General features: G+C 42.1%; 6 protein-coding genes. 4 read left to right on the top strand and 2 right to left on the bottom strand.

The window, feature by feature from the left end:
- Positions 1 to 1,040 (bottom strand): FecR domain-containing protein (locus tag ACEYW6_RS12110; RefSeq protein ID WP_412979886.1); only part of this gene is annotated, 1,040 nt, incomplete at its 3' end.
- Positions 1,041 to 1,721: 681 nt separating this feature from the next.
- Between ACEYW6_RS12110 and ACEYW6_RS12105 the strand changes: the two genes are divergently transcribed.
- Positions 1,722 to 3,029 (top strand): hypothetical protein, encoded by a 1,308-nt coding sequence (locus ACEYW6_RS12105; RefSeq protein WP_412979885.1) that lies wholly within the window; start codon positions 1,722 to 1,724, stop codon positions 3,027 to 3,029.
- A 42-nt stretch (positions 3,030 to 3,071) separates the two neighbouring features.
- Here the strand turns inward: ACEYW6_RS12105 and ACEYW6_RS12100 are convergent, their stop codons facing one another.
- Positions 3,072 to 3,893 carry a sulfurtransferase gene (locus ACEYW6_RS12100; protein ID WP_412979884.1) on the bottom strand — a complete coding sequence of 274 codons (822 nt, stop codon included), beginning with the start codon at positions 3,891 to 3,893 and terminating at the stop codon, positions 3,072 to 3,074.
- Between the two features lie 26 nt (positions 3,894 to 3,919).
- Here ACEYW6_RS12100 and ACEYW6_RS12095 point away from each other — a divergent pair, with 26 nt between their 5' ends.
- The 3 genes from ACEYW6_RS12095 to glmU all read left to right on the top strand — a co-directional run bounded on the left by ACEYW6_RS12095 (position 3,920) and on the right by glmU (position 8,237).
- Complete coding sequence (locus ACEYW6_RS12095) at positions 3,920 to 4,888, top strand: tRNA (5-methylaminomethyl-2-thiouridine)(34)-methyltransferase MnmD (protein ID WP_412979883.1); 969 nt, start codon at positions 3,920 to 3,922, stop codon at positions 4,886 to 4,888.
- Positions 4,889 to 5,459: 571 nt separating this feature from the next.
- The gene (locus tag ACEYW6_RS12090; protein WP_412979882.1) at positions 5,460 to 6,683 is read left to right on the top strand and encodes an HD domain-containing phosphohydrolase; all 1,224 of its coding nucleotides are present in this window, start codon (positions 5,460 to 5,462) and stop codon (positions 6,681 to 6,683) included.
- Between the two features lie 174 nt (positions 6,684 to 6,857).
- Positions 6,858 to 8,237 (top strand): bifunctional UDP-N-acetylglucosamine diphosphorylase/glucosamine-1-phosphate N-acetyltransferase GlmU, encoded by a 1,380-nt coding sequence (glmU, locus tag ACEYW6_RS12085; RefSeq protein ID WP_412979881.1) that lies wholly within the window; start codon positions 6,858 to 6,860, stop codon positions 8,235 to 8,237.
- The last annotated feature ends 74 nt before the right edge of the window (positions 8,238 to 8,311 follow it).

Below are 8,311 nucleotides of genomic sequence, written 5' to 3'. Positions count from 1 at the left end.
TCAGTTGGGGTTACGGGTGTTGTCTCAGTCGGGGTTACGGGTGTTGTCTCAGTCGGGGTTACGGGTGTTGTCTCAGTCGGGGTTACGGGTGTTGTCTCAGTCGGGGTTACGGGTAATTCTTCAATTGGGGTGTTGGGTAATTCTTCAATTGGGGTGTTGGGTAATTTTTCAATTGGCGTTACGGGTATTGTCTTAGTTGAAGTGTCAGGTTTTATCTCAGTTGAGGTTACAGGTGTTGTCTTAGCTGGGGTATCTGGTGTTGTCTCAGTCGGGGTGTCAGGTTTTTTCTCAGTTGAGGTTACGGGTGTTGTCTTAGTTGGGGTGTCAGGTTTTTTCTCAGTTGAGGTTACGGGTGTTGTCTCAGTTGAGGTGTCGGGTTTTGTCTCAGTTGGGGTGTCGGGTGTAGGAGTTAGCTGCACAAAAGAGGGGTTTTCAATTACTCCCTCGCCTTTTATCGGTGGCTGTGCTTCTAAAGCCGCAGCAGTCTCAGCTTGAACACTAGTGATTGCAGGATCAGGTGTAGGCACAGGACTTTGCCTGTTCAAATCAAGTTCCCGAACCAGTTGGCTAGTTTCATAAAAATTTCTCAGATCAAAATCATATAATCTCTCAAATTTCCCTTTAACTATAATCACCATTTGCCCTGCTTCCAACACCTGAGTTTCAGAAGCTTCCTTGTTAGAAACTTCAATGCCACTATTTGTCAGCGCACCCACAATCGTAGTGTCTGTTTGTTGGTCGTAGCGTACAAATAATGCTGAACCACGAATTGCTGCTGCTGCATTTGGTGTTTGTATGCGTGTTTGCCCTTTTCCTGGTGGGATGAGTAGTAACACAGTCCCATTTGACAGTTTAAAGTCACGAGTCTTCGGCAAAAATTGAAATAACGCCTGTTCTCCAATTCGTGCCAAAGAGCCATCATTAAAACGCAAATCTGCTAGAGAAGCTCGACCAGTTGACAGCCCGTCCCCAGGAATCATTGCATCTAATTTGCGCGCGGGACGTTTCTTGAGTTTATCTTTGGGTATCAGTTGTACCATATTGCGGAGGTTCTGAATCTCCGCTCGCGTTAGAGGAGTTATGGCACTTACCCTATTTGGCAAAGGCAGTACTATAACTCCCCATAAACCAATCAGTAATAGTGGAAACGATTTATGAAACATAGTTTGAGAATTTGTGAATTTCAACTAATACCAAAAAAGTTAAAGGTTTAAGCTGCTGATAATTGTTATAGAAAGTTTATTTAGTAAAATTATTTGTAATTTTGTCTACATTTAATAGATAAAATAGACAAAAAATGAATCATATTCATATATAGTTTATTTAAACTTTTATTCTTAAACTTACATTATATGCAATAAAATCTCTGACAAATTTAAAAGTTAGTAATTGATATCAACAATTAAATGAAAAGTACCTTACATATAATTGATTCTAATAAGATCAGCAGATCAGATACAGTGAGAAGAAGTTCTTAGGGATGTGTTGTGAAGTGACTTACTCGCTGTATTTAACTAAATCTGAACATAATAATCTTTATCGCATCATCTCAGTTTTGCAAAAATCTGGAGAACAATCCGAAAAGCAGCAATTTTAGTTTGTAGTTTCAGTATATACCTACAAGGTTAAGATATATGCACTCAATTGTATTTTCTAAATCGGAACTTCTGATACAGCTTGTGGGTCTACATTTGCCAAATGCGATCAACGCAATCTAACAGATGCGACTCAAAAACTGGAAGAATTTGTTTTTTTGTATTTTTTTAGCGTCCAGTGGTGGGAGCTGGTGTTGCATTAGAGTAGATGCGGCAGAATCTGCAAATACAGATATTTGGCATCCTAAAAATTTAGCAAACACACAGGTAACTTATCAGCTATGTCAGAATTTGGAGCAAGAGGTAATTAACTCTTTGTGCAAGCAGTCGGGTGAGTTGCCAACTTTAGATTCCCATACGCCGTTAAATCTGGCACAGGAAACAACCGAAATTTCACCGGCCGATCCAGATCCAACCGGAGAATTTGGAGAGACTCAAAAGCAAAATGACCCGCCACAGCTAGAATCGCAGCCAAGTGTTGTGCCTGCATCTCCTCCAGACTCAAAAGAGGAAGTGTTGAATCCACCTCAAATAAATCAGTCCCAAAGGCTAGAGAGGCTAATACAGCTACTACGATCGCCAAAACAACCACCTGAGTCTGATAGCGATCGCGAATTGGGATTGCGTGTACGGGTACGACCCCTAGAACAACAGCTACCAAAACCGATAGAACAACCCCAATTCTTACCTCAGTTTAAACCTATCGGCTATCTACAGGGCCGTGTAGGTTACTTCCAGACGACTAATATTTTTTCCTCAAATGATAGTCCCATAGAAGATGGTTTAATTATTTCTGGACTGACGCTAACCTCTGCATATTTCCCTTTGACATCTAAGACTTTTTTAAACGCCTCAATTGATGGCAATCTCATTCGTTATATAAATCAGTCACAATATCATTACAACCAGATAAGATTTAATCTCAGTCTTTACCAGCATATATCGCAGCGAATGTACGGAGAAATCAGTTGGAGCAATCAACAGTTATTTTATGCTAACAACAGCGATCGCTTGGATAGCTTTAAAGCAGGCGATCGCTTTTTAAATGAGAATTCTCTGCAACTGTCTTTGGGACGGCGAGATCCCTTAACTCCAAAATTAACGCTAGATAGCTTCTACGAATTGAGTGTGAATTTTGCTGATCCCCAAAGTCGCGATCGGATAATCAATTCCTTTTGGGTGTCTCTGAACTACTACTTGCAAAAACCTCTCCAGGTTGGTATTGATTACCAGGTGAACTTCTCAGACTTTACACAGCGCGATCGAGAAGACCAATTTCATCGGCTATTCGGGCACTTAAATTACCGAATATCCGATACCAGTAATTTGAATGTACAGGCTGGAGCAAGTTTAGGTAGTTCAACCGTCGAAAACATTGATTTTGATGGCTGGTTCTTCAGTATTAATTACAGTTTGCAATTAGGTCGGTTTTGAAGTTCGTCCTTTGTCCTTTGTCAAAAAACTAATGACTAATGACTATAAATAAGAAATCCAATCACTCCAGCTGCCCGCATAAAGTTTACCCTTGGTAATGCCAGCTAATTCTAAAGAAAGTAAATTTACGCAAGCAGTAACCCCAGAACCGCAATATACCAAGATTTCTTCGGCTGTTTCTAGCTTCTCCCACCGACGGTATTGTTCTTCTTGAGGGAGTAGGTAGCCGGAAGAGTCTGTAACTTCTTGCCAGGGATAGTTGACTGCGCCGGGTATATGTCCAGCAATTTTATCAATTGGTTCTCGTTCACCTCGATAGCGATCGCTTTCTCTTGAATCTACCAATACTACCTCTTGGCTCTCTTTCCGGCTTTTCACCCCTGTAATATCTACCACCTTTTCGGTTTGAACTTGAGCTACAAACTTACCCATTTCTGGTTGAGGTACAACATCTGTAACAGGATACCCAGCTTTTTGCCATCCAGAAAAGCCTCCATCGAGCACTGCTACTTGCTCATGTCCTAGATAGCGCAAAAGCCACCATAAACGAGCCGCAAAGGCAAAGCGCGAATCATCATAAGCTACAACTAAAGTTTTTTGGTAATTTACCCCAATCGACTCAAATTTTTTAGCTATATCATTGGGGTTAGGTAAAGGATGTCTCCCGCCATGCTTACCTACTGGACTGGAAAGATCCTGATTCAAATCTAAGTAATATGATCCCTCTATATGGCTTGTTTGGTACTGTTGTTGTCCTAGTTGTGAATCGGCTAAAGAAAAGCGACAATCCACAATAACGACTTGCGGATCTTCTAGATGTTCAAGCAGCCAAGCTGGCGAAACAACAAATTGAGGATTGGACATTGGTCATTATTTAGTTTTTTTGTAAGATGTCAGACTTAGAGAATTTTACACCTAAGCTAACAGCAGATGGTTCCTTCACCTTTGTCTCTCAGGAGTTTGGTGAATCCTTTCACAGCCATCATGGAGCGCAGCAGGAGAGTTTTTTCAAATTTGTGGAACCGACTCAACTGGCTACAGCAGCGCATAAACCGGTCTTGCGGCTGTTGGATATTTGTTATGGTCTAGGATATAACACAGCTGCTGCTTTGCAGACAATTTGGGCAATGAATCCTAGTTGTTGTGTTGAAGTAATTGGTTTAGAACTGAATCCAGCAGTGCCACAAGCTGCGATCGCTCATCACTTATTCGACAATTGGAACTGTAACTATATTGAAAGCTTGTCCCAGCTAGCTTTTGAGCATTATGTGCAAACACCTTGTCTAAAAGCAAAGCTACTAATTGGCGATGCTAGAACTACAATCACGGTAGTACGTCAGTCCGGTTTCTGGGCAGATGCAATTTTCCTCGATCCCTTTTCACCACCACATTGTCCTCAATTATGGACTGTTGAATTTATTAAACAACTGTCATTTTGTTTACATCAAGATGGTTTATTAGCCACCTATTCTTGTTCTGCTGCTATACGCACAGCACTTTTGTCTGCTGGCTTAATCATCGGTTCTACACCACCTGTGGGAAGGCGATCGCCTGGTACCGTGGCAGCACATTCTGGTAGCACTGAGTATAAATATCACTCAGTACACAGCACTTATTACGGGCTAAACCATAGCTATCCTCTAACAGCACTCACTTCCCTCTCGCAAGCTGAAAAAGAACACTTACTAACCCGTGCTGCCATTCCCTATCGCGATCCGGAATTGAGCGATTCAACCGAAGTCATAGTAATGCGGCGACAACAAGAGCAACAAACCTCTTCGCTGGAAACTACCTCCCGTTGGCGAAAAAGGTGGCTGTCGGGAACACAAGGCAGGGATTTTATGGGAACTAGTTTGTAATTCGGTTGCAATGTCTACGACGGGCATAGCTGCGGCAACTAAAAACCTCATCCTCAGTCCTTAATTCCAGAAAAGTTAGACATTTTTTTGCCAAAAATTCTGATTTCCTTTCCAGATACTCAGGCAACGAGTTTTTACCAGCCAAATAGCTTAATTAAAGATAGTATCAAATACTATATGTAATTTGATATACTTGAGTATTGCTATAATTGTATAAATAAAAATATATATACCTAATGGTTACCATAAAGATTTAAAACTAAAAACCCGATATATCGATATAAAGCAAGCAATTCTAACGCTTTCTAGCGCTGCTAGGTTAAAAATCTCCGTAAAAAACCTGATTTAAGATTTGTGCCAATTTATCATACTGGAACTAGAAGCAAAACAAAAAATTTGACAACAGGATACCCTTTGTTCGTAACATAAAAGATACATGCTGCGAAAACCTAGATAGCAGCTTGACATCATGGATAATCCCTATGGAAACTCTGGCTCAGATACAGTCGAATATTAAATTTGTTTTTTAAATCTGACACTGTTAACTTCTGCAAAAACTTGGAGTGCCTTTGTGATTCAATGGAAATCCAACCATACAGGCTTTACAGAAGAAATTGTTAGTGGGTCAAACCCCATTAGCAGAGTAAAGAGTATCGGTTCAAATAATGCCGTAGGATCGCAAAATTCGGAGGGTTATTCTTTAGGCTTACCTCAACAAGACCTTATGCTTGAAGATAGACAAGCAGTGTCTTCTTGGATAAAAGCTGATGTTAATTGTGGTGATGATTCATTGGTCTCTAGAACACTACAAGCCAAAGGTTCTAAAGTGAATGGGTTTGATTTAGATCCGCCGAAGGTTTTAGTTGTTGACGATCATGCCGCTAGTCGGATGACTGCTGTTGCCCTGTTGGGGATGGAAGGATACGAAGTAATTGAGGCGGATAGTGGTTCCATCGTTGTCGGATTGGTAACTCAAAAACAACCAGATTTGATTTTGCTGGATGTGATGATGCCAGGGATGGATGGATTTGAAGTCTGCCAATTGCTCAAACAGGATGAGCAGACTAGGCTAATCCCAGTGATTTTTATTACAGCATTAAATGACAGGCGATCGCGCATTCGGGGAATTGAAGTTGGGGCAGATGATTTTCTCACCAAACCCTTTGATCGTGTGGAACTAGCGGCGCGTGTCAAGTCCTTGGTGCGGCAGAAACGTCTGAACGAAGATTTGGACCATGCCGAACAAGTACTATTTTCCATTGCCATGTCGATTGAAAGTCGCGATCCCAATACAGGCAACCATTGTGAACGCCTGGTAAAACTGGGACAAGTTTTTGGTGAATACCTCAACCTCTCACGCTACCAAATTCGAGATTTGAGGTGGGGTGGTTATCTCCACGATATTGGTAAGGTGGGTATTCCCGATGCAGTGCTGCTGAAAAAAGGCAAACTCACCCCCGAAGATTGGCAGATCATGCAGCAGCACGTTTTGATAGGAGAAAAAATCTGTCAGCCATTACGCAGTATGCGGGGTGTAATTCCCATTATTCGCCATCACCACGAACGCTGGGATGGCTCAGGCTACCCTGATGGACTCAAAGGGGATGATATTCCCTACCTAGCGCAAGTATTTCAGTTAATTGATATTTACGATGCTCTGACTAGCGAACGACCTTACAAAAGAGCTTTTACTTCAGCAGAAGGACTTTTAGTGATGCAAGAAGAAGCTAATTCCGGTTGGCGTAATCCCAAGTTAATGCAGCAGTTTGCCGAGTTTATTGGCTCCAGTCAGTAAAAACGCTGGCGACTAGGAGTAGGGGGTTTTGTAGCTGCCGTAATTAGCACGAATTGGTATTATCGTAACTCATTGTATATTTCACTCTTCTATGGTTAGCTGGTATGGTTTGAGCCTAAATTTTAAAGTACCAACAGCATTAATCATAATTTCACTGATAGCTGATAGCTAATTATGGTAGTTGTAGCAATTCTAGCGGCGGGACGCGGCACCAGGATGAAATCACGGTTACCCAAGGTTTTACACTCTTTGGGTGGGCGATCGCTATTAGAGAGAGTTCTCGAAAGTGTAGAACCACTTTCGCCCTCACGGCGAATCGTGATTGTGGGATATCAGTCCGAGGAAGTGCAAGCCGCCATGCATTCAATTCCCACTTTGGAGTTTGTCGAACAGACTGTGCAACTAGGGACAGGTCATGCCATCCAGCAATTACTTCCTCACTTGGAAGACTACACTGGGGATTTGCTAGTACTTAACGGCGATTTACCGTTGATACGTAGTGAAACTCTTCAGCAGATGTTACAAACTCACGCCCGAAATCAGAACGCCGCCACTATTCTCACCTCGAGCCTACCAGACCCCACAGGCTACGGACGAGTTTTTTGTAACGATGAAAATATTGTGCAGCAAATGGTCGAACACAAGGATTGTACTGCTGCTCAAAAGCAAAATCAGCGGATTAACGCTGGAGTTTACTGCTTTCGTTGGCAAGATTTGGCAAAAGTGCTCCCTCACCTACAGGCAAACAATGCCCAAAAAGAATACTATCTTACTGATGCCGTGACTCAAGTCGGACAAGTGATGGCAGTGGATGTGGAAGACTACCAAGAAATTCTCGGTATCAACGATCGCTTGCAACTCGCAACAGCATCTGAAATTTTGCAAAGGCGAGTCAAGGAAAAATGGATGTTAGCGGGTGTCACTCTCATCGATCCCACAAGCATCACCATTGATGAAACAGTGGCATTACAGCCCGATGTAATTATTGAACCCCAAACTCATCTGCGGGGAAATACAGTGATTCAAACGGGAAGTCATATTGGGCCAGGGAGTTTAATTGAAAATAGTCACTTGGCTGAAAATGTCACCGTGCAGTATTCAGTAGTAACAGATAGCACTGTGCAGGCAGGCAGCCGAATTGGCCCTTATGCTCATTTGCGTGGTCACGTACAAGTGGGTGCTAATTGCCGTGTGGGGAATTTTGTGGAATTGAAAAATACTCAATTAGGCGATCGCACGAATGCAGCACATTTGTCATATATAGGTGATACCGTTGTTGGCAATCAGGTAAATATTGGTGCCGGTACAATTACTGCCAATTATGACGGCGTGAAGAAACACCGTACAAAAATAGGCGATCGCACAAAGACTGGAGCCAATAGCGTTTTAGTAGCTCCACTCACCTTGGGAGATGATGTCTACGTGGCTGCCGGTTCTACTGTTACAGAAGATGTGCCTGATGATTCTCTAGTGATTGCCCGTAGTCGTCAGGTAGTAAAACCAGCTTGGCAAAAGAAAAGTGTTGAAAATGAAACCACAGATCAACATAAATAATTCATCACTGTTAATCGCAATTCATCTGTGGTTTTAGACTATAAACTAGGATTTTTGCAAGATGTCTAATCTAG

The sequence above is a fragment of the Nostoc sp. UIC 10607 genome (genome assembly GCF_047228265.1).
In the GTDB taxonomy this organism is placed as follows: domain Bacteria; phylum Cyanobacteriota; class Cyanobacteriia; order Cyanobacteriales; family Nostocaceae; genus Nostoc; species Nostoc foliaceum_A.
The sequence above is the reverse complement of the archived record's forward strand: the minus strand, read 5'-3'. Positions and strand labels throughout refer to the sequence as shown.